The following is a 25680-nucleotide window of genomic DNA, read 5'->3' as shown; positions in this document are numbered from 1 at the left end:
GGCTTTCCGACAACGGGCATGATCACGGAGAGTAGATGGCCGGAAAGGCGTCCCTGTGATCGATCACACACGGTGCACGCGCGGCGAAGCATAAAAAATTCCGCGCAAAGCGAACATCCCCGTGTGCCGCCGAGTGGATCGGCGACATGATCTCAGATCGGCAGCGTGACGCGCATGACGAGTCCACCCCCCTCACGCGGCTGGGCGTAGATGTGCCCGCCGTGTGCCCGGGCCACGGACCGGACGATGGACAGTCCGAGCCCCACGCCCTTGTCGCTGCCCGTCCGCTCCGTGCGCAGCCGCCGGAACGGCTCGAAGAGGTTGTCGATCTCGTACGCCGGCACGACCGGGCCCGTGTTGGCGACGACCAGGACCGCCTGGCCGTGCTGGACGTCGGTGGTGACCTCGACCCAGCCGTCCTCCGGCACGTTGTAGCGCACGGCGTTCTGCACGAGGTTGAGCGCGATCCGCTCCAGCAGCACGCCGTTGCCCTGGACGACCGCGGGCTTCTGCTCGCCGCGGATGCTCACGCCCTTGCCGGCGGCCTCCCCGCGGACCTGGTCGATGGCCTGCTCGGCGACCTCGGCGAGATCCACCGGCCCCCGCTCGACGATCTGGTTGTCGCTGCGGGCGAGCAGCAGCAGGCCCTCGACGAGCTGCTCACTGCGCTCGTTGGTCGCCAGCAGCGTCTTGCCCAGCTGCTGGAGCTCCGGCGGTGCCTGCGGGTCGGACAGGTGCACCTCGAGGAGTGTGCGGTTGATCGCCAGCGGCGTTCTCAGTTCGTGCGAGGCGTTGCCGACGAAGCGCTGCTGGGCGGTGAAGGCGCGCTGGAGGCGCTCCAGCATGTCGTCGAAGGTGTCCGCCAGCTCCTTCAGCTCGTCGTCCGGGCCGTCCAGCTCGATCCGCCGGGAGAGGTCGGAGCCGGCCACCGCGCGGGCGGTACGGGTGATCCGGCCCAGCGGCGACAGGACGCGGCCGGCCATGGCGTAGCCGAAGGCGAACGCGATGACCGCAAGGCCCAGCAGGGCCAGCAGCGAGCGGCTGAGCAGGTTGTCCAGGGCGTTCTGGCGCTGCTCGTTGACGCAGTGGTTCATGGCGTTGTTGAACTCGGCGGGCGAGGCCTGGTCGGGCAGGTTGCAGATCTCGCTGGTGACCTTGCCCTCGACGATCTTGAACGGCAGCTCACTGCCCACGTTCAGGGCCTGGGCAGCCAGCAGGTAGATGATCGACAGAAGCAGGATGCCCGCGATCAGGAACATGCCGCCGTAGAGCAGGGTGAGCCTTATGCGGATGGTCGGGCGCAGCCAGGGGAAGGGCGGTACGGGCCTTCTGGGATCCCAGGTGGGCTTGGGGGGCGCCTGCGGGGGCGCTGGAGTCGTTGCCACGGGTTATCAGATCCGGTAGCCGGAGCCGGGGACGGTGACGATGACGGGCGGCTCACCCAGCTTGCGGCGCAGGGTCATGACCGTCACCCGCACGACGTTGGTGAACGGGTCGGTGTTCTCGTCCCAGGCCTTCTCCAGGAGCTGCTCCGCGGAGACGACGGCGCCCTCGCTGCGCATCAGCACCTCCAGGACGGCGAACTCCTTGGGCGCGAGCTGGACCTCCTTGCCGTCGCGGAAGACCTCGCGGCGGTTGGGGTCGAGCTTGATCCCGGCGCGCTCCAGGACGGGCGGCAGGGGCACGCTGGTGCGCCGGCCGAGGGCGCGCACGCGCGCGATGAGCTCACTGAACGCGAACGGCTTGGGCAGGTAGTCGTCGGCGCCGATCTCCAGGCCTTCGACCCGGTCGCTGACGTCGCCGGAGGCGGTCAGCATCAGCACGCGCGTGGGCATGCCCAGTTCGACGATCTTGCGGCAGACGTCGTCGCCGTGCACGAGGGGCAGGTCGCGGTCGAGGACGACCACGTCGTAGTCGTTGACCCCGATGCGCTCCAGGGCGGCCGCGCCGTCGTACACGACGTCGACGGCCATGGCCTCCCGGCGCAGTCCGGTGGCCACCGCATCGGCGAGCAGCTGCTCGTCCTCGACGACGAGTACGCGCACGTTCCTGGTCCTTCCTCATGTCCACCCGCGCAGCCCTCACCGGGCGCACGCGGGCAGGGGTCTTCGACGGTGCCTTGGTGTGTTGCCCTCCATCCTGCCCTTTTCGGCCATAAGTCGGAGGTAAGGCGAGTGAGAGGGCGGTGACCCGAGGGGGAATACGAGATTTTCTCCTCCCGTTAGGTTTCCCCGGAAGGGAGCTTGGGGAGGACGGCTTTACATCCCACGATCACGCTCTGCTGGCGCCGCACCACCATGCGGTGCGCATCAATCCGCTTTCCGCAGGGCGGGCGTGGGTGTCCGGCACCGTCGCCGCCCGGCCGAGCGGCGCTGGGCATCCACATGCGGCGTGATCGTCCCTTCCGACCGGCACACCCCCGTGCCATCGACCCACGACCCAGGACGAGGGGGCGCAGCATGGACGCATTCACCGCAGGACTTCTGCAGCGCATAAGGGCGACCGAGTCCGATCTGTCCCGGGCTCGCGACGAGGGCGACGACTTCCTCGTCGATGTGGAGCAGGGCGAGCTCGACGACCTGCGCCGCCTCGCCGCCGAGCACGGTGTGGAGGTCGGCGCGACGAGCGTCTGATCAGGCCGCAGGAAGCGGGCCCCGGCGAATCCAGCGCCGGGGCCCGCTTTCGTTGTCTCGGGGGCGCGCCCGGTGCTCGGCGCACCTCGCGCGGGCCCGGGCGCCTTCAGTCGTGCCAGGCTCCGAAGTCCTCCAGGAGGCGCTGGAGGGGCTCGAAGACGCCGGGGGCCCCCGCCACTGCCAGATCGCCCGACGGGCGCTCTCCGGGGCGTCCACCGGTCAGCGCGCCCGCCTCCCGGGCGATCAGGTCCCCCGCCGCGAGGTCCCAGGGGTGCAGACCGCGCTCGTAATAGCCGTCGAGGCGTCCGGCGGCCACGTCGCACAGGTCGACCGCGGCCGAGCCCCCGCGCCGGATGTCACGCAGCAGCGGGATCAGCCGCTGGGCGACATCGGCCTGGTGGGCGCGGACGTCGGCGACGTAGTTGAAGCCCGTGGAGACCAGCGCCTGGTCCAGGGGCGGCGCGGTGCGGCAGGCCAGCTTGCGCTCGCCGTCCCAGGCGCCGGTGGCCCAGGCACCCCGGCCGCGCACGGCGTGGAACGTCTCGCCGCGCATCGGAGCCGCGACGACGCCCACGACGGTCTCGCCCTCCTGCTCGGCGGCGATGGAGACGGCCCAGGTGGGCAGCCCGTACAGGTAGTTCACGGTGCCGTCGAGCGGGTCGATCACCCAGCGGACGCCGCTCGTGCCCTCCGTGGCGGCGCCCTCCTCTCCGAGGATCCCGTCGTCCGGGCGGCGCTCGGCGATCAGGCCCGTGATCAGCTTCTCCGCCGCGATGTCCATCTCGGTGACGACGTCGATGGGGCTGGACTTGGTCGCGGCGACCGCGAGGTCGGCAGGGCGTCCGTCCCGCAGCAGCGCCCCGGCGCGGCGGGCGGCCTCCCGGGCCAGTTCGAGCAGGTCCGTGTGCAGGGGGTCGGTCACGGGGCTCCTCACGCGTAGGTGCTGTCGGCGCCCGCGGCGGCGGGCCGGGGGGCGCGGGCCGGGCAGCAGCCGACCGGGCAGAGGTTGTGGCTCGCCCCGAGGGCGCCCAGGGCGCACGGTGTGACGTCCTGCCCGCGCTCCGCGGCGGCGCGCTCCACCACCAGCTCGCGGATCGCGGCGGCGAACCTCGGATCGGCGCCGACGGTGGCCGAGCGCCGCATCGGCAGCCCGAGCTCCTCGGCCCTGGCCGTGGCCTCCGTGTCGAGGTCGTACAGGACCTCCATGTGGTCGGAGACGAAGCCGATGGGGGCGATGACGACGGCCGGGACGCCGGCCGCGTGCCGCTCGTCGAGATGGTCGCAGATGTCGGGCTCCAGCCACGGGATGTGCGGGGCGCCGGAGCGGGACTGGTAGACGAGCTGCCAGGGGTGGTCGACGCCGGTGCGCTCCCGGACGGCGTCGGCGATCTGCTGCGCCACGTCCAGGTGCTGCTTCACGTAGGCGCCGCCGTCGCCGTGCTCCTCGACCGGGCCGGAGGTGTCGGCGGAGGCCGTCGGGATCGAGTGCGTCGAGAAGGCGAGGTGCGCCCCGTCCCGGACGTCCTCGGGAAGCTCGGCGAGGGACCGGAGGACCCCGTCGATCATGGGTTCCAGGAAGCCGGGGTGGTTGAAGTAGTGCCGCAGCTTGTCGACCTTCGGCAGCTCCAGGCCCTCGGCCTCCAGGGCCGCGAGTGCGTCGGCGAGGTTCTCGCGGTACTGGCGGCAGCCCGAGTACGAGGCGTAGGCGCTGGTGGCGAGGACCAGGACGCGGCGCCGGCCGTCGCGGACCATGTCGCGCAGCGTGTCCGTGAGGTACGGCGCCCAGTTGCGGTTGCCCCAGTAGACCGGGAGGTCCAGGCCGTGGCCGGCGAAGTCCTTGCGCAGGGCGTCCAGCAGGGCGCGGTTCTGGTCGTTGATCGGGCTGACCCCGCCGAACAGGAAGTAGTGCTGCCCGACTTCCTTGAGGCGTTCCTTGGGGATGCCGCGCCCGCGCGTCACATTCTCCAGGAACGGGACCACGTCGTCCGGGCCTTCCGGGCCGCCGAACGAGAGCAGGAGCAGGGCATCGTAGGGGCTGGCATCGCGCGCGTCTGGCATGAGTCGATCCTGCCACCCTGCAGTGACAGCCGGGAAACGGCGGGTGGCCCGCGCGCGGCGGCCGGATCCGGGACGGGGCCGAACGGGTGCCGCCGGGCATTCCAGGCGTAAGCTGCCTCGACTGCGTTCGCAGCTTACTGAAGCCTTCGGAGACCTCGTGCCCAGCCCGTACCGCGCCTTGTTCGCAGCCCCAGGCTCCAAGGGTTTCTCCGTCGCGGGCTTCCTCGGCCGCATCCCGCTGTCGATGATGGGCATCGGCGTGGTCACGATGACCTCCCAGCTCACCGGGAGGTACGGCCTGGCCGGTGCCCTGTCGGCCACCATCGCGCTGTCCGCCGCGGTGGCCGGACCGCAGGTCTCGCGGCTGGTCGACCAGTACGGGCAGCGGCGGGTGCTGCGCCCGGCGACGCTGGTCTCGCTGGCCGCGGCGGCCCTCCTGCTGTGCGCGGCGCACTACCGGTGGCCGGACTGGGTGCTGTTCGCGGCGTGCGTGGGCATCGGATGCGTCCCGAGCGTCGGCGCGATGATCCGGGCCCGCTGGGCGGCCCTGTACCGCGGGACGCCGCAGCTGCACACCGCGTACTCCTTCGAGTCCGTGGTGGACGAGGTGTGCTTCATCTTCGGGCCGATCATCTCCATCGGTCTGTCCACGGCCTGGTTCCCGGAGGCCGGTCCGCTGATCGCCGCCTGCTTCCTGGCGGTCGGCGTCTTCTGGCTGACCGCGCAGCGCGCCACCGAGCCTGCACCTCACCCGCGCGAGCGGCGGGGCGGCGGCACGGCGATGCGCTCGCGGGGCCTTCAGGTCCTGGTGGCCACCTTCGTGGCGACCGGGGCGATCTTCGGGGCGGTCGACGTGGTCACCGTGGCCTTCGCCGACGAGGAGGGGCACAAGGCCGCCGCCAGCGTCGTCCTGGCGGTGTACGCAGCGGGTTCCTGTGTGGCGGGCATGGTCTACGGGCTGCTGCACTTCGCCGGGGCGCCGGAACGCCGGTGGCTGCTGGGCGTGTGTGCCATGGCCGTGAGTATGATCCCCCTCCTACTGGTCGGAAACTTGCCGTCTCTGGCCGTGGCGCTGTTCGTTGCGGGTCTGTCCATCGCTCCGACGATGATCACGACCATGTCCCTCATCGAAGAGCACGTACCACGCGCGCAGCTCACCGAGGGCATGACCTGGGTGAGCACCGGGCTCGCGGCGGGTGTCGCGCTCGGCTCCTCCGTGGCCGGCTGGGTGATCGACGCGGCCGGGGCGCGTGCCGGGTACGGGGTTCCGGCGGTGGCCGGGGCCGTCGCGGTCGCGGTGGGTTTCCTCGGGTTCCGCCGGCTCAAGCGACCGGCACCGGGTCGGGGAGGCTCCGTTGAGCAGCACAGCGAACGGAAAGAACGGCACGTGGCGTAACTGGGGCGGCAACGTCTCGGCCCGTCCCGCGCGGGAGGTCACCCCTGCTTCCGTCGACGAGCTGGCCGCCGCGGTGCGGCGAGCCGCCGAGGACGGTCTGAAGGTGAAGGCTGTCGGCGCCGGGCACTCCTTCACCTCCATAGCCGCGACGGACGGCATGTTGATCCGCCCTCAGCTGCTGACCGGCATACGCAAGGTCGACCGCGAGAACATGACGGTCACGGTGGAGGCCGGCACCCCGCTCAAGAGGCTCAACGTGGCCCTCGCCCGCGAGGGTCTGTCGCTCACGAACATGGGCGACATCATGGAGCAGACGGTCTCCGGCGCCACCAGCACCGGCACGCACGGCACGGGCCGTGACTCCGGCTCGATCGCCGCCCAGATCAAGGGCCTGGAGCTGGTCACCGCCGACGGTTCCGTCCTCACCTGCTCCGAGAAGGAGAGCCCGGAGGTCTTCGCCGCGGCCCGCATCGGCCTCGGCGCCCTGGGCATCGTCACCGCGATCACCTTCGCCGTCGAGCCGGTCTTCCTGCTCACGGCCCGCGAGGAGCCGATGCCGTTCGACAAGGTCCTCTCCGATTTCGAGGAACTCTGGGCCGAGAACGAGCATTTCGAGTTCTACTGGTTCCCGCACACCGGCAGCACCAACACCAAGCGCAACAACCGCAGCGCGGGTCCGGAGAAACCCGTGCCGCAGCTCAAAAGCTGGTTCGAGGACGAGTTCCTCTCCAACGGCGTCTTCCAGGTGGCCAACTGGGTCGGCCGCACGGTGCCCGCCACGATCCCCGCGATCGCCCAGATCTCCAGCAAGGCCCTGTCCGCACGGACCTACACGGACATCCCTTACAAGGTCTTCACGTCCCCGCGCCGGGTGCGCTTCGTGGAGATGGAGTACGCCGTTCCGCGCGCGGCCGTCGTCGAGACGCTGCGCGAGCTGAAGGCGATGGTCGACCGCTCCGGCCTCCGGGTCAGCTTCCCGGTCGAGGTGCGCACGGCCCCCGCCGACGACATCGCCCTGTCCACCGCCTCCGGCCGGGACAGCGCGTACATCGCCGTCCACATGTTCCAGGGCACCCCCTACCAGCGGTACTTCACCGCGGCCGAGCGCATCTTCACCGCCCACGAGGGCCGTCCGCACTGGGGCAAGGTCCACACGCGGGACGCCGAGTACTTCTCCCGGGTGTATCCGCGCTTCGGCGAGTTCACGGCGCTGCGGGACCGGCTCGATCCTGACCGGCTGTTCCAGAACGACTATGTGCGGAGGGTTCTGGGGGCGTAGGCGACGCACGGGGGTGGTGCGCCCGGCGTCTTCACGCCGGTCGGCGCTCGGGGTGGGATCGTCGCTCTCGCCTGAGCACGTCGGTCCGCCGTGGCTTCTCCGTAACCCTTGGTTCCGAACCCTTAGTTCCGATTCTGGTGATTACGTGAAGTTCCCCACGTTCAAGATCACAGAACCGGGGAAGGGGTGTCCAAGTCCCACCCCTTGCGAGAAGTTGGGCGGCGCGCCAATCCACGCACGTGGCCCGAATGGAGTACTGTTGCGAGCCCTGGGTCCGGTCTCCCCTGTGGGTGTACAGGGCCTTAAGGACCGCCGGGAGGGGGCTAGTTGCACAGGGTGATGGAGTTCGTCACTTAGCGTTGCGAATAGGTAACCGTGCCATAACGGCGATCCAGGGCCCGCGCCCGACACGCCGGGCAACTCGGCAAGGTTGTGGCAGGCTGCACCCGGGCAGGCCACACTCGACTAGCGGAAGCAGCGACGCACGTGACGTCGGCAGGCACCACCCGGGAGGTCCCCATGCCCGAACTGCGTGTCGTGGCCGTCTCGAATGACGGCACACGGCTGGTGCTGAAGGCTGCCGACTCTACGGAGTACACGCTTCCGATCGACGAACGGCTGCGCGCCGCCGTGCGTGGCGACCGTCCCCGTCTCGGCCAGATCGAGATCGAGGTCGAGAGCCACCTCCGCCCCCGCGACATCCAGGCGCGTATACGTGCGGGCGCGACCGCGGAAGAGGTCGCGCAGATGGCCGGCATCCCCGTCGACCGGGTGCGCCGCTTCGAGGGTCCCGTGCTCGCCGAGCGCGCCTTCATGGCCGAGCGCGCCCGCAAGACCCCGGTCCGCCGCCCCGGCGAGAACTCCGGTCCGCCGCTGGGCGAGGCCGTGCAGGAACGACTGCTGCTGCGCGGGGCCGACAAGGACACCGTCCAGTGGGACTCATGGCGTCGCGACGACGGCACGTGGGAAGTCCTGCTGGTCTACCGCGTCGCGGGCGAGCCGCACTCGGCGAGCTGGACGTACGACCCGCCCCGGCGGCTCGTCCAGGCCGTCGACGACGAGGCGCGCTCCCTGATCGGCGAGTCCGACGACCTGGCCGCGCCGGAACCCAGCTTCCCGTTCGTCCCCCGGATCGCCCGTCTGCCGCGCGACAGACCGCTGGACCGTCCCGAGCGGCCCAGCCTGCCCGCGCAGGCGTCCGAACCGGACGAGGAGATCACCGGCGAGCGGGATTCGCTGACAAGCCTGCTGGAGGCGGTGCCGAGCTTCCGCGGCGACCTCGTCGTCCCGGAACTGCCCCCGGCGGAGTCCGAGGAAGAGCCCGTCGTCGCCGAGATCGAGGAGGAGGAGCCCCCGGCTCCCGCCGCCTCGGCCGGGTCCGCCTACGCGGACGTCCTCATGCCGCGATCGGTGGGCAGTCACCGCGACCGGCTCATCGGTGCCACCGATCGCCAGGCCGAGGCGGACGGCGTCCGTCCGGGCCGCAGAGCGGCCGTCCCGAGCTGGGACGAGATCGTGTTCGGGACGCGGCGCAAGAAGCAGGAGTAGCCGGGTCCGCCACAGGACGAAGAGGGCCGTGCCTTCCGGGCGCGGCCCTCTCCTCGTGTCAGGTCACTGCGGATCCGGCCCGACGGCGACCGGCCGGCCCGGGTCCGAGGACCACTCCGACCACGAACCCACGTACAGCTCGGCCGGAATGCCCGCGGCCGCCAGCGCCAGTACCTGGTGGGCGGCGGAGACCCCCGACCCGCAGTACACGCCGACCTGCGAACCCTCCCGCACGCCGAATCCCTCGAAGCGCGCCCGCAGTTCCCCGGCGGGCAGGAAGCGCCCGTCGGCCCCCACGTTCTCGGTGGTGGGTGCCGACACCGCGCCCGGGATGTGCCCGGCCACCGGGTCGATCGGTTCCACCTCGCCCCGGTACCGCTCCCCCGCCCGCGCGTCCAGCAGCACACCGGACCGTGCCAGAGCCGCGGCGGCATCCGCGTCGAGCAGCCCCGTCACCCCCGGCTCGGGCACGAAGTCCCCCTCGGCCGGAGCCGGTACGGATGTCTCCAACGGCCCCTCCCAGGACGGCAACCCGCCGTCGAGGACCCGCACGTCCGGGTGACCCGTCCAGCGCAGCAGCCACCACGCCCGGGCCGCCGCCCAGCCCTGGCCGCCGTCGTAGACGACCACCGGTGTACCGGCCGACACGCCCGCCCGGCGCATCGCGGTGCCGAAGCGTGCGAGGTCGGGCAGCGGATGCCGGCCGCCCTCGCCCGGCGCGGAGGCCAACTCCCGGTCCAGGTCGACGTAGACGGCCCCCGGCAGGTGCCCTGCCTCATACGCGGCCCGGCCGTCGAACGGCGGCTCGCCGGCCGCCTTGGCCGCGGTGAGCTGCCAGCGGACATCGAGCAGGACCGGCGGGCGGGCGCTGTCGAGGTCCTTCGCGAGGTCGGAGGCGGAGATGATGACGTTCATGGTTCCCATCCTCGCGCACGGGGGTGGCCGAGCCGTCCGTGTCCGGCTACTCTGCTCGGCCGGAGCGGAACGATCACACGGTGTACGGGAACAAGCACATGCTGTACAGCTGAACGACACCTGCCGACAAGCGCGCCGCGAGGGACGAGGCCCGCACATCGGGCATTCTCCCGGGCATGGGACGCCCCACAGGGCTGACCCACCAGGCTGCGGAGAGCACGGCCACCGCGAGGCCGAGAAGAGAGTGACGATGACCGACGCACGGGGGTCCGCCGGGCCGTACGGTGACCCACCCGCCGGGCACGCGCCCGGCGCGCCCTGCTGGGTGAGCCTGATGGTGCACGGACTGGACGCGACCGAGGACTTCTACGGAGCGCTGTTCGGCTGGGAGTTCCAGCCGGGCCCCCAGCAACTCGGCCCCTATGTGCGCGCGCTGCTCGACGGACGCGAGGTGGCCGGCCTCGGCCGGCTGCCACCGGACCGCCATCTGCCCATCGCGTGGACGCCCTACTTCGCCTCACGGAACGCGGATCTGACGGCCGAAACGGTGCGCAGCCGCGGCGGAACGATCGGCGTGGGTCCGCTGGACGCCGCCGACGCCGGCCGTCTGGCGATCTGCTCCGACCCCGCGGGCGCTGTCTTCGGCATCTGGCAGGCCGCCACGCATCTGGGCACCGCCGTCTCGGGCGTGCCCGGCGCCCCCGCCTGGAACGAGCTGCTGACCTTCGAGTCGGCGAGTGCCGCCAAGTTCTACCGGACGGTGTTCGGTTACGAGGAGGAGCCGGTGGTCTCCGCCGACTTCGACTACGTGGAGCTGCACTTGGGCGGAGCGCCCGTCGCCGGCATCCACGGTGTGGGCCACGCCCTGCCCCGCGACCGCGGGCCGCACTGGGTCACGTACTTCCAGGTCGCTGATGTCGACGACGCCGTGGACCAGCTCGTCCATCTGGGCGGGCAGGTCCTCAAGCCGGTACACGACACCGCCCACGGGCGGGTGGCGGGGGTGGCGGATCCGGAAGGCGCCCGGTTCGCGATCGTGCAGCGACCGGACTGACGGCGGGAGCGCGGGACGCGGGTCAGGCGGACGTCACCGGCAGCACGTCCGGGGACAGGGCCGCCGCATGGGAGGTCGCCGCGGTCATCCGGCGGCGGTGGTGACGACGGCACAGCACCTCGTACCCGACCTCGTCGGCGGAGTGGGTGACGTCGCCGACGACCACTTGGGCGCCCTCGACGACCATCACCCCGCCTATCGTGCGGGCGTTGTGCGTGGCGCGGGCTCCGCACCAGCACAGGGCCTCCACCTGGAGCACCTCGACCCGGTCGGCCAGTTCCACCAGCCGCTGCGAGCCGGGGAACAGCTTGGAGCGGAAGTCGGTCGTGATGCCGAAGGCGTAGACGTCCAGGCTCAGGTCGTCGACCACGCGCGCGAGTTGGTCGATCTGCTCCGGCGCGAGGAACTGTGCCTCGTCGGCGATCACGTAGTCCGCGCGGCCGCCCTGCGAGAGATGGTCGACGAGGTAGGCGTAGAGGTCCTGCCCGTCGCCGACCTCCACCGCGTCCGTGACCAGGCCGAGGCGCGAGGACAGCTTGCCCTCGCCGGCCCGGTCGTCGCGCGAGAAGATCATGCCCTGCAGGCCGCGCGCCGAGCGGTTGTGCTCGATCTGGAGAGCCAGCGTCGACTTCCCGCAGTCCATGGTTCCGCAGAAGAACACCAGCTCGGGCATGTGGAGTTGAGCACCTTTCGGCGTGAGAGGTCGGCGTGGGGCAGTGCTAGGAGCGTACTTCGAGCAGGGGGACCAGCTGCTCGGCGGGGGTCATCGAACCGTGGTTGCCGACCATGGCCGACTCCTTGGGCTCCCGCTCGGAGGCGATGAGCAGGACGTCGTCCCGGGCGGCTGCGACCACGTCACCGATCCTGCCGTACACCCGTTCGTCGATGTGCGGGCCGAACCAGCCCGCCGCGATGGCCTCGTCGCGTGAGGCCACCCAGAACTGCTCGCCGAGCACCTCGCGCCAGCAGGTCAGGACGTCGTTCGCCGCGCCGGGCACCGCGTAGACGTGGCGGGCGCGGCCTTCGCCGCCGAGCAGGGCGACCCCGGCGCTCAGCTCCCAGTCCTCGTCGAAGTCGATGCGGTGCTGCTCGTCGAACGGCACGTCGATCATGCCGTGGTCGGCGGTGACGTAGAGGGCGCTGCGCGGGGGCAGTTGCTCGGCCAGGCGCTGGACCAGGCGGTCTGCGTACATGAGCTGGCCGCGCCAGGTGTCGGAGTCGACGCCGAAGCGGTGACCGGCGCCGTCCACCTCGGCGAAGTAGGTGTACACCAGGGAGCGGTCACCCGCGGCCAGTTGCTCGGCCGCCAGGTCCATGCGGTCCTCGCCGGTCAGTCGTCCCAGGAACGTTCCGCCACTGAGCGCGACCCTGGTCAGGGGGGTGTTCTGGAAGGTCGGGGACGACACCTGCGCGGCGTGCACCCCGGCCGCGTGCGCCAGCTGGAAGACCGTGGGGTACGGCTGCCAGACGCCGGGCTGCGTCCACGGCTGCCAGCGCAGCTGGTTCATCAGCTCGCCGGTGTCCGGGTTGCGGACGGTGTAACCGGGCAGGCCGTGCGCGCCGGGCGGCAGGCCGGTGCCGACGGAGGCGAGGGAGGTCGCCGTGGTCGCCGGGTAGCCGGCGGTGAGCGGACGCCCGGTGCCGCCGCGGGAGGTGGCGAGGAGGGACGTCATGAAGGGCGCGTCCTCGGGGTGCGCCTTCAGCTGCTCCCAGCCGAGACCGTCGATCAGGAACACGCAGTTCCGGTCGGCGGGGGTCAGCTCGGTGATCGCGGCGTTCATGTCCGGGACGCCGAGGCCGGCGGCCAGGGTGGGCAGGAGGTCGGCGAGCGATCCGCTGCCGTACTCGGGGGTGGGTGCGGAGGAGACGGTCAGCGGTTCGGGGTGGGGGCCCCAGGCCGTTTCGGGCTGTGCCATCAGCGGGTCGTGTCCGCGGTCGCCTCGGAGAGGGCCTGCGCGAACGCGAGGGCCTCACGCACGGTCTCCGGTCCGTCCCCGGCCTCGCTGACGCGCAGGCTGAGGTCGTCCGCGGTCGAGTTGCCGGTGTAGCCGTGGTCCGCCTCGCAGTTGGGGTCGCCGCACGCGGCAGGCTCCAGGTCGATGCGGGAGACGGCGCCCCAGCCGATGGTGAGGACGACCTCGCGGGGCAGGGTGCCCGGCTTGTACGACTCGGGGTTGGCGACCACGCGGCTGACCACGATCGACGAGATGCGGCCGATCTTCACGGACTCCGTCGACGTCGTGGCGTAGGGCGTCGGGGAGGTGCTGTCGGCGGCCTGTTCATCGGTGTGGCTGACGATGAAGCGGTTGTCCGTGAGGACGAGCACGGTCACGTGCCGCCGCACCTCGTTCTGGTCGAACGTCGTCTCCTGGTGGACCAGGTACGACCGCATGGGCTCACCGCCCACGGCGGCCTCCACCGCCTCGGCCACGAGGGCCGGGTAGTAGCCGCTGCGCTCGATCGCCGCCCGCAGCCCCTGGGTCGTCGTACTGGTCTTGGCCATGACGCCCATCCTACGGGGGACCACTGACTGCGAGGGACAGGTCGCCCCCTGTCAGTAGGCGGGAAGGGTCCGCGGGCCGAGGTCGTCGCGGGCGGGCGGGGGCGCGAGGCGGACGGAGGCACCGAGGACGCTCAGACCGTGCGAGGCGACGACGACCGGCTCCAGGGTGACCGCGACGACCTCGGGGTGGTCGTCGACCAGCCGGGACAGCCGCAGCAGCAGCTCCTCCAGGGCCCGGGTGTCCGCAGGGGCGGAGCCGCGCCAGCCGAACAGCAGGGGGGCGGTGCGGATCGAGCGCACCAGCGAGCTCGCCTCCCGGTCGGTGACCGGGATCAGCCGGTGCGCGGTGTCCCCGAGCAGCTGCGAGGCGGCCCCGGCGAGCCCGAAGGAGAGCACCGCTCCGGCCGCGGGGTCGATGACGGCCCGTACGACGACGTCCACGCCGCGCGGCGCCATCCGCTGCACCACCGGCCGCAGCTCCTCCGGCGCACCGAACAGCTCGGTCAACTCCGCGTATGAGCGGCGCAGTTGGTCCTCGTCGGCGAGGTCGAGGCGGACGCCGCCCAGGTCGGCGCGGTGCCTGAGGTGCGGGGCGGTGGCCTTGAGCGCCACGGGGTAGCCGAGGGTGCGGGCGGCTTCGGCGGCGGCGTCGGGGGTCGGGGCGGGCAGGGCACGGTGGACCTGGACGCCGTAGTGGCCGAGGAGGTCGCAGGTCTCCTCGGTGCCGAGGGTGAGTCCCTGCCCGCGCGCGAGCAGGCCGTCGATGAGCGCGGCGGCGCCCTTCTCGTCGATGTCCTCGTACTCGGGCACCTTGCCGGGGTCGGCGGCGTCGCGCCGCCACTGCGCGTAGGCGACGGCCTGGCCGAGGGCGCGGACGGCACGCTCGGCGGCGGGGTAGGCGGGGATGAGGTGGGCGCCTTCGGCGGCGTCGGCGGCGGGGAGGTGGCCCTCGGCGGGTGTCGCATCGGGCGCGCTTCGAGGTGGTTCGCCCCCCTCCGCGCGTGATGCCCGGTCGGAGATCGATTGCGGTGTTTCACCCGAACCGGTCTGCGGTGCCGTGCTCGCCGCCGCCGACAGGGCCTCCGCCAGGCCGCCCAGCTCCACGTGAACCACCAGGACCGGCTTGCCCGGGGCCGCGGCAGAGGCGGAGCGCAGGGCCTGCGCGAGGGCCGCGTCACCGACCGAGCCCTCCCCCACCGCCGGGATGGCGGTGACGACGACGGCGTCGCACCGGTCGTCGGCGAGTGCACGGGACAGGGCGGCGTGGAAGTCCGCCGCGGAGGCCGCGGTGGTCAGGTCCTGCGGGGGGTGCGGCCGCAGGCCCTCGGCGAGGCACGCGTCGTACGTGAGCAGGCCGAGCGACTCCGAATTGCCCAGGATGGCCACCCTGGGGCCGGGGGGCAGGGGCTGGCGGGCGAGCAGCAGGCCCGCGTCCACCAGCTCGGTGATGGTGTCGACGCGGATGACGCCGGCCTGGCGCAGCAGGGCCGAGACGGTCTCGTGCGGCAGCCGGGTCGCGCGGACGGCGTGCCCCTGGGGAGCGGCCGCGTGCCGCGCGCCCTGGACCACGACCAGCGGCTTGGCCGCGGCCGTCCGGCGGGCGAGGCGGGTGAACTTGCGGGGATTGCCGATGGACTCCAGGTACATGAGGACGACGTCGGTGTCGGGGTCCTCGTACCAGTACTGCAGGACATCGTTGCCGGAGACGTCGGCGCGGTTGCCGGAGGAGACGAAGGTGGAGACGCCGGTCACGCCCGTGACGCCGCCGCCGCGCCGGTGCAGCCGGGACAGCAGGGCGATGCCGATGGCACCGGACTGGGCGAACAGGCCGATCCGGCCGGGGCGCGGTACCTCGGGGGCGAGGGAGGCGTTCAGCCGCACCTGCGGGGAGGTGTTGATGATGCCGAAGGCGTTGGGGCCGATGATGCGCATCCCGTACGTGCGCGCGTGCCGGACGAGGGCGCGCTGGCGTTCGCGCCCCTCGTGGCCGCTCTCGGCGTACCCGGCGGAGACCACGACCAGCCCCTGCACGCCGTGCTCGCCGCACTCGGTGACGACCTCGGTGACCTGCTCGGCCGGTACGGCGACGACGGCGAGGTCGACCGGGTCGTCGATGTCCCGCACCGAGCGGTGCGCGGGCACGCCGTCGAGCTCCTTCTGCCCGTCGGGGAGGGCCTTGTTCACGGCGTAGAGGCGGCCGGTGAACCCGGCGTCGCGGATGTTGCCGAGGACGCTGCGGCCCACGCCACCGGGTGTCCGGCCGGTGCCGATGACGGCGACCGAGCCGGGGGCGAGGAGCCGCTGCACGGAGCGTGCCTCGGCGCGGTGTTCGCGGGCGTACTGCACGGCGAGGGAGCGGTCGGTGGGTTCGAGGCCGAATTCCAGACGGACGACGCCGTCCTCGAAGCTGCGCTTCTGGGTGTAGCCGGCGTCCGTGAACACCTTGATCATCTTGGTGTTGGCGGGCAGCACCTCGGCGGCGAAGCGGCGGATGCCGCGCTCGCGGGCGACGGCGCCGATGTGTTCGAGCAGGGCGGAGGCGACCCCGCGGCCCTGGTGGGCGTCCTGTACGAGGAAGGCGACCTCGGCCTCGTCGGCGGGTGCGGACGCGGGCGTTCCGTCCGCGCCGATCCGGTCGTAGCGTACGGTGGCGATGAACTCGCCGCCGACCGTGGCCGCGAGTCCCACCCGGTCCACAAAGTCGTGGTGCGTGAAGCGGTGGACGTCCTTGGCGGACAGGCGCGGGTACGGCGCGAAGAAGCGGTAGTACTTCGACTCGTCGGAGACCTGCTCGTAGAAGCTGACCAGGCGATCGGCGTCATCAACGGTGATGGGCCGGATGCGCGCGGTGCCCCCGTCGCGCAGCACCACGTCGGCTTCCCAGTGGGCGGGATACTCGTGCCGGTCCGGCGAGGTCTGCATGGGCCCCAGAGTACGGCTAGCGTCCGACAGTGGCGCCAGGCAGTCTGTGGAGGGCGTCAGTCGGGTCGAGGCCGCGATCCGACGGCACCCCCCGGGAGTGGAACGCGAGGACCGCTCCCGGTGGCTTCACGATATGGGAAACTGGTCTAGACAACCCTGAACACCGAAGGGCAGCAACACATGGCTGAGCGCCGCGTCAACGTCGGCTGGGCCGAGGGCCTCCACGCCCGCCCCGCTTCCATCTTCGTCCGAGCCGCCACGGCCGCAGGCGTCCCGGTGACGATCGCCAAGGCTGACGGCAAGCCCGTCAACGCGGCCTCGATGCTGGCCGTCCTGGGCCTCGGCGCCCAGGGGGGCGAGGAGATCGTCCTCGCCTCCGACGCCGAGGGCGCGGACGCCGCCCTGGACCGGCTGGCCAAGCTGGTTTCCGAGGGTCTCGAGGAACTGCCCGAGACCGTCTGATGTCCCGCGCGCCGATTCGGCGCGCGTGGAAGGGCTCGCCCGATTCACCGGGCGGGCCCTTCGCCATTCCCGGCCGACATGGAGCGGGGAATTGTGGAATTCTCTGTTTCCGGGCAGGAGAATGAGGCCCTCACGAATTGGCTGCTCTTTGTATACGGCCGCCGTGTTAATTCCGCGGGCTCGCCGTGTTTACGGGATGTTGCGGGTTCCTCACACGGTCGGCGGGCTCCCGGCCGGAGCCGAAGCGCAGGCGGTGCGCGCTCGTCGCGCGCTCGGCGTGCAGCGCCGTGACCGCCCGCGCGCGCTCGCCGTCCCCGCGCGCCACCGCGTCCACGATCGCGCCGTGCTCCGTCCAGGACTCCACGGGGCTGGCCGGCGCGTCCACGGCGTACATCCACGCGATCTTGTGGCGGAGCTGGGTCAGCATCGAGGTCAGTGCGGGGCTGCCGGAGGCCTGGGCGAGCGTTTCGTGGAACCAGCCGCCGAGGGAGCGCAGGTCGTCGCTGCTGCCGCGGCGGGCCCGCTCCTGGCCCAGCCGGACCAGGCCGCGCAGGACCTTCAGATGCGCCTCGGTGCGGCGCTGGGCGGCGCGGGCCGCTCCGAGCGGCTCCAGGAGCATGCGCATCTCCAGCAGGTCGCCCGCCTCCTGCTCGGTGGGTTCGGCCACGCACGCGCCCGCGTGCCGGCGGGTCACCACGAAGCCCTCGGCCTCCAGGGTGCGCAGCGCCTCCCGGACGGGCACCCGCGAGACGCCGTAGCGGCGCGCGAGGAGTTCCTCGGTGAGCCGGCTGCCGCGTGCGTGGACGCCCGCGACGATGTCGTCCCGGATGGCCGTGCACACCGAGTGCGCGGGAATACGCATGACCGACCTCCCCTTAATCCCCGTGAAACGCCGACGGGCGGCGTCCGTTCCGTGACTCTATTGCAATGAGCCGGAATTTCCGACGGCCATCGGGAATTCAGGGATATTTTTTTGGACAGGCCGCCGCCGTAAACGCCGAAAGCCCCGGCTCGGGGAGCCGGGGCTTCGGGAACAGCGCGGGGTTCCGGTCAGACGTTCACGCCGTGGGAGCGGAGGTAGGCGACCGGGTCGATGTCCGAGCCGTACTCGGGGCTCGTACGGGCCTCGAAGTGCAGGTGCGGGCCGGTGACGTTGCCGGTAGCGCCGGACAGGCCGATCTGCTGGCCGGGGGTGACCTGCTGGCCCACCGAGACGCCGGTGGAAGACAGGTGGCCGTACTGCGTGTACGTCCCGTCGTTCATCTTGATCACGACCTGGTTGCCGTACGAGCCGCCCCAGCCGGCCTCGACGACGGTGCCCGCGCCGACCGCGTGGACGGAGGTGCCGGTGGCGGCGTGGAAGTCGACACCAGTGTGGCTGCCGGAGGACCACAGGCCGCTGCTCGCCTTGTAGCCGGTGGAGACGTACGAGCCGGAGATCGGCGCCACGTAGGCGTTGAGGCGCTTGCGCTCGGCCTCGCGGGCGGCGCGCTCCTTGGCCTCGCGGGCCTTCTCGGCCGCTTCCTTGGCCCTCTCGGCCAGCTCGGCGGCCCGCTTGCGCGCGGCCTCCTCGGCCTTCCGCTTGGCGGCGGCCTCGTCGGCGGCCTGCTGCTGCGCGATCGCCTGGGCGTCGATCTGCTGGGCCACGGTGTCGCCCATGGTGACGACCGGGGTGAGGCCGGTCTGCTCGGGGCTGGGTTCGGCGGCGAAGGCCGCGGGGGCCGCCACGGTGCCGATCACGCCGGTGGTGGCGAGGGCCGCGACGCCCGCCGCGCGGGCGGTGCCGCGCTGGATCCTGCTGGGACGACGGTGCTTCCCGGTGGCGCGAGTGAACGCCATGTAGTGGCTGGTCCTTTCCTTCCCTCTCGCCTACCGGGTTAGCTGACGGGTTCGGAGCAGGAAGGTCTCCTACGGACTCCCTCGCGACTCGCGCGGGCGCCCGATTCACCCCAGGGACTGCGGTGGGTCCCCGGCTCCCCTGGCTCGCGCCGTACGGGGACTCGGCGATGACTGTCCGGTGCCGCGGGTGCGGCGCACTGCCTGACGAACAGCCCGGACGACGCTAAGCGGCGCCACTTTCAATTCCCAAACGAATCCCGGTGTTTGTAGCGCATCCCACAGGGCAGACAGGCAACTCCCGTATCAATTCGGGCATAAAGGGGCCCTGGTGCCTTTGAAGACAACCAGGGCCCCTGCGCGCGTGCCGCTACTCGGCCGCGACGACGGTGACTTCGCCGATGCCCAGGGCCTCGACAGGCGCCTTGATCTGTGCCGCGTCGCCCACGAGGACGGTCACCAGACGGTCCACCGGGAAGGCGCTCACGGCCGCCGCGGTGGCCTCCACGGTGCCCGTCGCGGCGAGCTGACGGTACAGCGTGGCCTGGTAGTCGTCGGGCAGGTGCTGCTCGACCTGGTCGGCCAGCGTGCTCGCGACCGCCGCGGCCGTCTCGTACTTCAGCGGAGCCACCCCGACCAGGTTCTGCACGGCGACGTCCCGCTCGGCGTCGGTCAGTCCTCCGGCGGCGAGGGTGCGCAGCACCGTCCAGAGGTCCTCCAGAGCGGGGCCGGTGTTGGGCGTGTCCACGGAACCGCTGATGGCGAGCATCGCGGCACCCGTGCCGTCCGGGGCGGACCTGAGGACCTGGCCGAACGCCCGTACGCCGTAGGTGTAGCCCTTCTCCTCACGCAGGACGCGGTCCAGGCGGGAGGTGAGGGTGCCGCCGAGGCAGTACGTGCCGAGCACCTGCGCGGGCCACACGCGGTCGTGCCGGTCCGGGCCGACCCGGCCGATCAGCAGCTGCGTCTGGACGGCGCCGGGGCGGTCCACGATGACGACCCGGCCGGTGTCGTCGGCGGTCACCGGCGGCACCGGGCGCGGCTCGGCCGAGGAGCCCGTCCATGCGCCCAGAGTGTCCCCGAGCAGGGCGTCGAGGTCGATGCCGGTGAGGTCGCCGACGACCACGGCGGTGGCCGTCGCCGGGCGGACGTGCTTCTCGTAGAAGCCGCGGACGGCCGCGGAGTCGATCGCGGCGACCGTCTCCTCGGTGCCCTGCCGGGGCCGCGACATGCGCGCGTCCGGCGGGAACAGCTCCTTGGAGAGCTCCTTGGCGGCGCGGCGGGAGGGGTTGGCCAGTTCGTGCGGGATCTCGTCGAGGCGGTTGGTGACCAGCCGCTCGACCTCGCTGTCGGCGAACGCGGGCGCCCTCAGCGCGTCGGCGATCAGGTTCAGCCCCTTGGCGAGCCGGGAAGCGGGCACCTCCAGGCTGAGCCGGACGCCGGGGTGGTCGGCGTGCGCGTCGAGGGTGGCGCCCGCGCGCTCCAGCTCGGCGGCGAACTCCTCGGCGGAGTGCTTGTCGGTGCCCTCGGAGAAGGCCCGGGCCATGATCGTGGCCACACCGTCGAGACCGGCCGGCTCGGCGTCCAAGGGGGCGTCCAGCAGCACCTCCACGGCGACGACCTGCTGGCCGGGGCGGTGGCAGCGCAGCACCGTCAGGCCGTTGTCGAGCGTGCCGCGCTCGGGGGCGGGGAAGGCCCAGGGCTTGGCGTCGCCGGACTGGGGCCGGGGGTGGAAGTCCATCGTGGCGAGCTCGGTCACCGGGCCGCCTCCTCGTTCTCGTCCTGGTCGGCGGGGGCTTCGGGGGCGGTCGGCTCGTAGACGAGCACCGCGCGGTTGTCGGGCCGCAGGCGGGCCTTGGCGACCTCCTGGACCTCCTGCGCCGTGATCTCCAGCACCCGCTGGACGGCGGTCAGGGCGAGCTGCGGGTCGCCGAACAGCACGGCGTACCGGCACAGTTCGTCGGCGCGGCCGGCGACCGTGCCGAGCCGGTCCAGCCACTCGCGCTCCAGCTGGGCCTGGGCGCGCTCCATCTCCTCGGCCGTGGGGCCCTCCTCGGCGAACCGGGCGAGCTCCTCGTCGATGGCGGTCTCGATGACCGGAACCTCCACGTCACCGGACGTCTTCACGTCCAGCCACCCCAGGGAGGGCGCCCCGGCGAGCCGCAGCAGGCCGAAGCCGGCCGCCACGGCCGTACGGTCGCGGCGCACCAGCCGGTTGTAGAGGCGGGAGGACTCGCCGCCGCCGAGGACGGTGAGGGCCAGGTCGGCCGCGTCGCACGCGCGCGTGCCGTCGTGCGGCAGCCGGTAGGCGGCCATCAGGGCGCGCGCCGGGACCTCCTCCTCGACGACCTCGCGCAGCTGCTCGCCGATGGTCTCCGGCAGTGAGCCGTCGCGCGGGACGGGCTTGCCGTCGTGACCGGGGATGGAGCCGAAGTACTTCTCGACCCAGGCGAGGGTCTGCTCCGGGTCGATGTCGCCGACCACGGAGAGCACGGCGTTGTTCGGCGCGTAGTAGGTGCGGAAGAACGCGCGCGCGTCCTCCAGGGTCGCCGCGTCCAGGTCGGCCATGGAGCCGATCGGGGTGTGGTGGTAGGGGTGGCCCTCCGGGTAGGCGAGCGCGGTCAGCTTCTCGAACGCGGTGCCGTAGGGGACATTGTCGTAGCGCTGGCGGCGCTCGTTCTTGACGACGTCCCGCTGGTTCTCCATCGACTCGTCGTCGAGGGCGGTCAGCAGCGAGCCCATGCGGTCGGCCTCCAGCCAGAGGGCCAGCTCCAGCTCGTGGGCGGGCATGGTCTCGAAGTAGTTGGTCCGCTCGAAGCTGGTCGTGCCGTTGAGCGAGCCGCCCGCGCCCTGGACGAGCTCGAAGTGACCGTTGCCCTTGACCTGGGCGGACCCCTGGAACATCAGGTGCTCGAAAAGGTGAGCCAGGCCGGTGCGTCCCTTGACTTCGTGGCGCGAGCCGACGTCGTACCAGAGGCACACCGCCGCGACCGGGGTCAGGTGGTCCTCGGAGAGCACCACGCGCAGGCCGTTGGCCAGGCGGTGCTCGGTCGCTGTCAGGCCCCCGGAGCCTGCCTGGGCTGTGGCCGTGTGACCCATGGGCATGTACGTCCCTTCGATCGCGGAGCGGTCTTCCCGACCGCGGATTCCTGCCGGTCCTGCCACTGTATGCAAGCGTGCGAAGCCCTGGTGAAGTTCCCGGGCGGCGTACGCCGAGAGCGAGCACGGGCGGCCGTTCCCGCCGGGCTCCGGACGGCCCGGCAGGCGTCGGAGACAGGGTCCTGGTCCCGCTTGTCAGTGCGGCGGTCCACAATGGTCGGCGTCAGATCCGGATCGCAGCAGCATGAGCGAGCCGCAGGGGCGGCCGGTGACGAGTGGGCGAGCGCGCGCAGGACCGGAAGGGCCGGGCACGATCGACGTCTCCTCACCGGCAGGAACGCCCCGTAGGCGAGCGACCAGTAACAGGAGGAGCCGGCAGCGATGGCCCGCCGCAGCACGAAGACGCCGCCCGACGACTCGTACGAGGAGCGGATCCTCGACATCGACGTCGTCGACGAGATGCAGGGCTCCTTCCTCGAGTACGCATACTCGGTCATCTACTCCCGCGCCCTGCCCGACGCACGCGACGGCCTCAAGCCCGTGCACCGGCGCATCGTCTATCAGATGAGCGAGATGGGCCTGCGCCCCGAGCGCGGGTACGTCAAGTGCGCCCGTGTCGTCGGCGAGGTGATGGGCAAGCTGCACCCGCACGGCGACGCGTCGATCTACGACGCCCTCGTGCGCATGGCCCAGCCCTTCTCGATGCGGGTCCCCCTGGTCGACGGCCACGGCAACTTCGGCTCGCTGGGCAACGACGACCCGCCGGCGGCCATGCGGTACACCGAGTGCCGGATGGCCGAGGCGACGAGCCTGATGACGGAGTCGATCGACGAGGACACCGTCGACTTCAACCCCAACTACGACGGCCAGGAGCAGGAACCGGTGGCCCTGCCCGCCGCCTTCCCGAACCTCCTGGTCAACGGCGCCTCGGGCATCGCGGTCGGCATGGCAACGAACATGGCGCCGCACAACCTGCGCGAGGTCATCGCCGCCGCCCGCCACCTGATCAGGTACCCGAACGCCGATCTCGACGCCCTGATGAAGCACGTCCCGGGCCCCGACCTGCCCACCGGCGGCCGCATCGTCGGCCTGTCCGGCATCCGGGACGCCTACGAGTCCGGCCGCGGCACGTTCAAGATCCGGGCGACGGTGTCGGTGGAGCCGGTGACGGCCCGCCGCAAAGGCCTCGTGGTCACGGAGCTGCCCTTCACGGTCGGCCCAGAGAAGGTCATCGCCAAGATCAAGGACCTGGTCGGTTCGAAGAAGCTCCAGGGCATTGCCGACGTCAAGGACCTGACCGACCGCGAGCACGGCCTGCGCCTGGTCATCGAGATCAAGAACGGCTTCGTGCCGGAGGCGGTCCTGGAGCAGCTCTACAAGCTGACGCCTATGGAGGAGTCCTTCGGCATCAACAACGTGGCCCTGGTCGACGGCCAGCCGCTCACCCTGGGTCTGAAGGAGCTCCTGGAGGTCTACCTCGACCACCGCTTCAACGTCGTCCGGCGGCGTTCGGAGTTCCGCCGCGGCAAGAAGCGCGACCGGCTGCACCTGGTCGAGGGCCTGCTGACGGCCCTGCTGGACATCGACGAGGTCATCCGCCTGATCCGCTCCAGCGAGAACTCCGCGCAGGCCAAGCAGCGCCTGATGGAGCAGTTCTCGCTGAGCGAGGTGCAGACGCAGTACATCCTCGACACGCCGCTGCGCCGTCTGACCAAGTTCGACCGCATCGAGCTGGAGTCCGAGAAGGACCGGCTCAACGCGGAGATCGAGGAGCTGACCCGGATCCTCGACTCGGACGCGGAGCTGCGCAAGCTGGTCTCCTCCGAACTGGCCACGGTCGCCAAGAAGTTCGGCACCGACCGGCGTACGGTCCTGCTGGAGTCGGGCGGTGCCCCGGTCTCCGCGGTGCCGCTCCAGGTGGCCGACGACCCGTGCCGGGTGCTGCTGTCCTCGACGGGCCTGCTGGCCCGTACGGCGAACGGCGAGCCGTTCGCGGAGGACGCCGGTGCCCAGCGCGTGAAGCACGACGTGATCGTCTCGGCGGTGCCGGCCACCGCCCGCGGCGAGGTCGGCGTGGTCACCTCGGCGGGCAGGCTGCTGCGGCTGAACGTGATCGACCTGCCCCAGCTTCCGGAGTCGCTGACGGCACCGAACCTCGCGGGGGGCGCGCCGCTGGCGGAGTTCGTCTCCCTGGAGGACGATGAGACGGTGGTCTGCCTGACCACGCTCGACGAGTCGTCGCCGGGACTGGCGCTCGGCACGGCACACGGCGTCGTCAAGCGCGTGGTGCCGGACTATCCGGCCAACAAGGACGAGCTGGAGGTGATCACCCTCAAGGAGGGTGACCGGATCGTCGGGGCGGTCGAGCTGCGCACCGGCGAGGAGGACCTGGTCTTCGTCACCGACGACGCGCAGTTGCTGCGCTTCCAGGCATCCCAGGTCCGCGCGCAGGGCCGCCCGGCCGGCGGTGTGGCCGGCATCAAGCTCACCGAGGGCGCAAAGGTCATCTCCTTCACGGCGGTCGACCCGGCGGTGGACGCCGTGGTCTTCACCGTCGCGGGCTCGCGGGGCACGCTGGACGACTCCGTCCAGACGACGGCCAAGCTGACCCCGTTCGACCAGTACCCGCGCAAGGGCCGCGCCACGGGCGGCGTCCGCTGCCAGCGGTTCCTGAAGGGCGAGGACTGTCTGTCCCTGGCCTGGGCGGGTCCCGCCCCCGCCCTCGCGGCGCAGAAGAACGGCACCCCGGCCGACCTCCCGGACATCGACCCGCGCCGCGACGGCTCGGGAGTCTCCCTGGCGAAGACGGTGGCCGTGGTGGCCGGGCCGGTCTAGGCCGGGTCCGCGAGATCCGCCTCGGGATCGCGCACGTACCGCAGGACGCCCCACATGCCGTGCTCGTCGGCGTGTGGGGCCTCGCTCCTGCACGCCTCCAGCTCCTTGCCGAGAGCGGGGGCGTCGATCCCGGAGCCGATGAGGACCAGCTGGGTGAGGCGTTCGCCGCCGCCCGGCCAGGGTTCCGGGTAGAAGCGCAGAAACCGCCCGACGGCGTGGACGGCGTAACGGTTGCGGACGTCGTGCGGCCCGAAGTCGATGTACCCCTTGATCCGGTACAGCCCCTCGGGCCTGCTGTCGAGGAACGTCATCAGCCGGCGCGGGTCGAAGGGCTCCCGGGAGACGAACGACAGGCTGTCGTACGCGGCGTGCAGGTGGCCGGCGTGGCCGTCTTCGTCCCCGCCGTGCTCGTGCAGGTCGTCGAAGGAGAGCTGCCCGATGCGCTCCTCACCCGGGCGGCAGTCGAAGAGGAATTCGGGGTCGATCCGGCCGTAGGTGGCAGGGACGACGGCGGCGCGGTCGACGAGGGACCGGACCAGCCCGAGGACGCGTTCGCCGTCCGCCGCCCGGTCGAGCTTGTTGACGACGACGAGGTCGGCCAGCGCGAGATGCCGGTCGATCTCGGGATGCCGGGCACGGGTGTCGTGGAACTCGACGGCGTCGACGACCTCCACGAGCCCGCCGTACACGACCCCGGGATGCTCGCTGGCCAGCAGCATCCGCACGAGTTCCTGCGGCTCGGCGAGACCGCTGGCCTCGATGACGATGACGTCGATGCCGAGGGAGGGCTCCGCGAGCCGCTCCAGGTACTGGTCCAGTTCGCTCGCGTCGACGGCACAGCACAGACAGCCGTTGCCGAGGGAGACCGTCGAGTCGCCGAGCGCTCCCGCCACCGCCATCGCGTCGATCTCGATCGCCCCGAAGTCGTTGACGATGGCGCCGATACGGCTGCCGCCGCTGCGGTGCAGGAGGTGGTTGAGCAGGGTGGTCTTTCCCGAGCCGAGGAATCCGGCCAGGACGACGACCGGGATCTGCTGCGGTGTGGGGCTCGGCTGGCTCACCGTGCGACCTCTCTCGCGCCGACGCGTGCACCGGCTCGCGTTCCCGGCACACGTGGGTAATGGGGGTGCCGCCCCAGGA

At 71.8% G+C, this 25680-nt stretch carries 21 protein-coding genes and 1 riboswitch; of the genes, 7 read left to right on the top strand and 14 right to left on the bottom strand.

Annotated elements, in window-relative coordinates; translation table 11 throughout:
• Positions 1–152 precede the first annotated feature (152 nt).
• Entirely contained in the window at positions 153–1385 is a 1233-nt protein-coding gene (locus tag OO68_RS12395) for a sensor histidine kinase (protein ID WP_033308353.1), read from the bottom strand.
• A 6-nt stretch (positions 1386–1391) separates the two neighbouring features.
• The gene (locus OO68_RS12390; RefSeq protein WP_003993508.1) at positions 1392–2045 is read right to left on the bottom strand and encodes a response regulator transcription factor; all 654 of its coding nucleotides are present in this window, start codon (positions 2043–2045) and stop codon (positions 1392–1394) included.
• Positions 2046–2459: 414 nt separating this feature from the next.
• Here OO68_RS12390 and OO68_RS46755 point away from each other — a divergent pair, with 414 nt between their 5' ends.
• On the top strand, positions 2460–2633 hold the full coding sequence (locus OO68_RS46755) for a hypothetical protein (RefSeq protein ID WP_167345885.1): 174 nt from the start codon (positions 2460–2462) through the stop codon (positions 2631–2633).
• A 106-nt stretch (positions 2634–2739) separates the two neighbouring features.
• Here OO68_RS46755 and OO68_RS12385 read toward each other — a convergent pair whose 3' ends face one another.
• Together OO68_RS12385 and OO68_RS12380 are read right to left on the bottom strand one after the other, a co-directional pair.
• Positions 2740–3555 carry an inositol monophosphatase family protein gene (locus OO68_RS12385; protein ID WP_033308352.1) on the bottom strand — a complete coding sequence of 272 codons (816 nt, stop codon included), beginning with the start codon at positions 3553–3555 and terminating at the stop codon, positions 2740–2742.
• Between the two features lie 8 nt (positions 3556–3563).
• The gene (locus OO68_RS12380; protein WP_033308351.1) at positions 3564–4691 is read right to left on the bottom strand and encodes a ferrochelatase; all 1128 of its coding nucleotides are present in this window, start codon (positions 4689–4691) and stop codon (positions 3564–3566) included.
• 157 nt (positions 4692–4848) lie between these two features.
• On the opposite strand from OO68_RS12380, the gene OO68_RS12375 reads away from it, so the two are divergent.
• From OO68_RS12375 to sepH, 3 genes are all read left to right on the top strand, one after another.
• Positions 4849–6087 carry an MFS transporter gene (locus OO68_RS12375; RefSeq protein WP_033308350.1) on the top strand — a complete coding sequence of 413 codons (1239 nt, stop codon included), beginning with the start codon at positions 4849–4851 and terminating at the stop codon, positions 6085–6087.
• Positions 6047–7366 carry a D-arabinono-1,4-lactone oxidase gene (locus tag OO68_RS12370; RefSeq protein WP_033308349.1) on the top strand — a complete coding sequence of 440 codons (1320 nt, stop codon included), beginning with the start codon at positions 6047–6049 and terminating at the stop codon, positions 7364–7366. The genes OO68_RS12375 and OO68_RS12370 overlap by 41 nt, the downstream gene beginning before the upstream one ends.
• A 519-nt stretch (positions 7367–7885) precedes the next feature.
• Entirely contained in the window at positions 7886–8914 is a 1029-nt protein-coding gene (gene sepH / locus OO68_RS12365) for a septation protein SepH (protein ID WP_033308348.1), read from the top strand.
• A 63-nt stretch (positions 8915–8977) separates the two neighbouring features.
• Here sepH and OO68_RS12360 read toward each other — a convergent pair whose 3' ends face one another.
• Positions 8978–9829: a sulfurtransferase gene (locus OO68_RS12360; protein ID WP_033308347.1), complete on the bottom strand. Its 852-nt coding sequence runs from the start codon at positions 9827–9829 to the stop codon at positions 8978–8980.
• A gap of 250 nt (positions 9830–10079) precedes the next feature.
• Here OO68_RS12360 and OO68_RS12355 point away from each other — a divergent pair, with 250 nt between their 5' ends.
• Positions 10080–10883 carry a VOC family protein gene (locus OO68_RS12355; protein WP_033308346.1) on the top strand — a complete coding sequence of 268 codons (804 nt, stop codon included), beginning with the start codon at positions 10080–10082 and terminating at the stop codon, positions 10881–10883.
• Between the two features lie 22 nt (positions 10884–10905).
• On the opposite strand, the gene OO68_RS12350 is transcribed toward OO68_RS12355, so the two are convergent.
• The 4 genes from OO68_RS12350 to OO68_RS12335 are packed head-to-tail and all read right to left on the bottom strand — an operon-like array spanning position 10906 to position 16308.
• The gene (locus tag OO68_RS12350) at positions 10906–11556 is read right to left on the bottom strand and encodes a thymidine kinase (RefSeq protein ID WP_033308345.1); all 651 of its coding nucleotides are present in this window, start codon (positions 11554–11556) and stop codon (positions 10906–10908) included.
• Positions 11557–11602: 46 nt separating this feature from the next.
• Entirely contained in the window at positions 11603–12799 is a 1197-nt protein-coding gene (locus tag OO68_RS12345; protein WP_033308344.1) for an alkaline phosphatase family protein, read from the bottom strand.
• On the bottom strand, positions 12799–13386 hold the full coding sequence (locus OO68_RS12340; protein WP_181361612.1) for a DUF5998 family protein: 588 nt from the start codon (positions 13384–13386) through the stop codon (positions 12799–12801). The genes OO68_RS12345 and OO68_RS12340 overlap by 1 nt, the downstream gene beginning before the upstream one ends.
• A 51-nt stretch (positions 13387–13437) precedes the next feature.
• Positions 13438–16308 carry a bifunctional acetate--CoA ligase family protein/GNAT family N-acetyltransferase gene (locus OO68_RS12335; RefSeq protein ID WP_033308342.1) on the bottom strand — a complete coding sequence of 957 codons (2871 nt, stop codon included), beginning with the start codon at positions 16306–16308 and terminating at the stop codon, positions 13438–13440.
• Positions 16309–16488: 180 nt separating this feature from the next.
• Here OO68_RS12335 and OO68_RS12330 point away from each other — a divergent pair, with 180 nt between their 5' ends.
• A complete protein-coding gene (locus tag OO68_RS12330) occupies positions 16489–16770 on the top strand; it encodes an HPr family phosphocarrier protein (protein WP_033308341.1) in 282 nt (93 codons plus the stop codon).
• 166 nt (positions 16771–16936) lie between these two features.
• Here the strand turns inward: OO68_RS12330 and OO68_RS12325 are convergent, their stop codons facing one another.
• The 4 genes from OO68_RS12325 to OO68_RS12310 form a co-directional block, all read right to left on the bottom strand.
• Entirely contained in the window at positions 16937–17632 is a 696-nt protein-coding gene (locus OO68_RS12325; RefSeq protein ID WP_033308340.1) for a GntR family transcriptional regulator, read from the bottom strand.
• A 188-nt stretch (positions 17633–17820) separates the two neighbouring features.
• Positions 17821–18609: a M23 family metallopeptidase gene (locus tag OO68_RS12320; protein ID WP_033308339.1), complete on the bottom strand. Its 789-nt coding sequence runs from the start codon at positions 18607–18609 to the stop codon at positions 17821–17823.
• Positions 18610–18621: 12 nt separating this feature from the next.
• Positions 18622–18786, bottom strand: a riboswitch (cyclic di-AMP (ydaO/yuaA leader).
• Positions 18787–18976: 190 nt separating this feature from the next.
• Positions 18977–20365 (bottom strand): M16 family metallopeptidase, encoded by a 1389-nt coding sequence (locus tag OO68_RS12315; protein ID WP_033308338.1) that lies wholly within the window; start codon positions 20363–20365, stop codon positions 18977–18979.
• The gene (locus tag OO68_RS12310) at positions 20362–21705 is read right to left on the bottom strand and encodes a M16 family metallopeptidase (RefSeq protein ID WP_051814600.1); all 1344 of its coding nucleotides are present in this window, start codon (positions 21703–21705) and stop codon (positions 20362–20364) included. The genes OO68_RS12315 and OO68_RS12310 overlap by 4 nt, the downstream gene beginning before the upstream one ends.
• Positions 21706–22086: 381 nt before the next feature.
• On the opposite strand from OO68_RS12310, the gene OO68_RS12305 reads away from it, so the two are divergent.
• A complete protein-coding gene (locus OO68_RS12305; RefSeq protein WP_033308336.1) occupies positions 22087–24540 on the top strand; it encodes a DNA gyrase/topoisomerase IV subunit A in 2454 nt (817 codons plus the stop codon).
• Here the strand turns inward: OO68_RS12305 and OO68_RS12300 are convergent.
• Positions 24537–25601 (bottom strand): CobW family GTP-binding protein, encoded by a 1065-nt coding sequence (locus OO68_RS12300; protein WP_033308335.1) that lies wholly within the window; start codon positions 25599–25601, stop codon positions 24537–24539. The two genes, OO68_RS12305 and OO68_RS12300, sit on opposite strands and share 4 nt — an antisense overlap.
• Between the last annotated feature and the right edge of the window lie 79 nt (positions 25602–25680).

It is taken from the genome of Streptomyces iakyrus, assembly GCF_000717055.1.
Lineage (GTDB): Bacteria > Actinomycetota > Actinomycetes > Streptomycetales > Streptomycetaceae > Streptomyces > Streptomyces iakyrus.
Note: the sequence above shows the minus strand (reverse complement) of the source record. Positions and strands in the feature narration are given on the sequence as shown.

Excerpts from the sequence above, each read along its gene's own strand:
- OO68_RS46755 (WP_167345885.1), top strand. The coding sequence starts at position 2,460 with ATGGACGCATTCACCGCAGGACTTCTGCAGCGCATAAGGGCGACCGAG.
- OO68_RS12380 (WP_033308351.1), bottom strand. The coding sequence starts at position 4,691 with ATGCCAGACGCGCGCGATGCCAGCCCCTACGATGCCCTGCTCCTGCTC.
- sepH (WP_033308348.1), top strand. The coding sequence starts at position 7,886 with ATGCCCGAACTGCGTGTCGTGGCCGTCTCGAATGACGGCACACGGCTG.
- OO68_RS12360 (WP_033308347.1), bottom strand. The coding sequence starts at position 9,829 with ATGAACGTCATCATCTCCGCCTCCGACCTCGCGAAGGACCTCGACAGC.
- OO68_RS12355 (WP_033308346.1), top strand. The coding sequence starts at position 10,080 with ATGACCGACGCACGGGGGTCCGCCGGGCCGTACGGTGACCCACCCGCC.
- OO68_RS12350 (WP_033308345.1), bottom strand. The coding sequence starts at position 11,556 with ATGCCCGAGCTGGTGTTCTTCTGCGGAACCATGGACTGCGGGAAGTCG.
- OO68_RS12345 (WP_033308344.1), bottom strand. The coding sequence starts at position 12,799 with ATGGCACAGCCCGAAACGGCCTGGGGCCCCCACCCCGAACCGCTGACC.
- OO68_RS12340 (WP_181361612.1), bottom strand. The coding sequence starts at position 13,386 with ATGGCCAAGACCAGTACGACGACCCAGGGGCTGCGGGCGGCGATCGAG.
- OO68_RS12335 (WP_033308342.1), bottom strand. The coding sequence starts at position 16,308 with ATGCAGACCTCGCCGGACCGGCACGAGTATCCCGCCCACTGGGAAGCC.
- OO68_RS12330 (WP_033308341.1), top strand. The coding sequence starts at position 16,489 with ATGGCTGAGCGCCGCGTCAACGTCGGCTGGGCCGAGGGCCTCCACGCC.
- OO68_RS12325 (WP_033308340.1), bottom strand. The coding sequence starts at position 17,632 with ATGCGTATTCCCGCGCACTCGGTGTGCACGGCCATCCGGGACGACATC.
- OO68_RS12320 (WP_033308339.1), bottom strand. The coding sequence starts at position 18,609 with ATGGCGTTCACTCGCGCCACCGGGAAGCACCGTCGTCCCAGCAGGATC.
- OO68_RS12310 (WP_051814600.1), bottom strand. The coding sequence starts at position 21,705 with ATGGGTCACACGGCCACAGCCCAGGCAGGCTCCGGGGGCCTGACAGCG.
- OO68_RS12305 (WP_033308336.1), top strand. The coding sequence starts at position 22,087 with ATGGCCCGCCGCAGCACGAAGACGCCGCCCGACGACTCGTACGAGGAG.